Genomic DNA, 663 nt, shown 5'->3' with positions numbered 1-663 from the left:
GCCGAGAAACGGGCCGCCACGCCGCCGAGCTCCGCCAGCCGATCAGCCGCGAGCGTCCCGAGCGCCGCGCCGTTGGCCACGATCGCGATGCGCTTGCCGATCAGCGGCGCGACATGCGCGAGCGTTTCGGCGGCGGAGAACAGCTCGGAAAGATCCGCCACCCTCAGCAATCCGGCCCGCCGGAACGCCGCCTCATGCACGGCGTCCGACGTGGCGAAGCTCGCCGCATAGGACGACCAGGGCCGGCCCTCCGGTTCGCGCCGGCCGCCCTTCACGACCACGACCGGCTTGATGCGGGCGGCCGCGCGGGCGGCCGACAGGAAGCGCGGCGCGTCGGTGACGGCGTTCAGGTAGAGCAGGATCGCGTGGGTGCGCCGGTCGAGCGCGAAGTGGTCGAGAAGGTCGCCGACATCGACGTCGGCCATGTCGCCAAGCGAGACCACTCCCGAGAAGCCGATGCCGCGCGCGCTCGCCCACTCGATCGTCGAGGCCATCACGGCGCCTGACTGGGAAAGCAGGGCGAGGTCGCCCGCCCGCGCCTCCGGAGCGATGCTGACGTTCAGGCGGACATAGGGACTCTGTACGCCGAGGCATCCGGGACCGACGAGCCGCAACCCAGTCCGCCGGGCGGCCTGCTCGGCCGCCGCGCGCGGCGAGCCGGGG

General features: G+C 73.3%; 1 pseudogene. It reads right to left on the bottom strand.

The window, feature by feature from the left end:
* Positions 1–663, bottom strand: a pseudogene (locus ACIKT0_RS19605) (GNAT family N-acetyltransferase); the annotation flags it as partial.

Source organism: Hansschlegelia beijingensis (assembly GCF_045505405.1).
In the GTDB taxonomy this organism is placed as follows: domain Bacteria; phylum Pseudomonadota; class Alphaproteobacteria; order Rhizobiales; family Methylopilaceae; genus Methylopila; species Methylopila beijingensis_A.
This window is presented reverse-complemented; position numbering and strand designations above follow the sequence as displayed.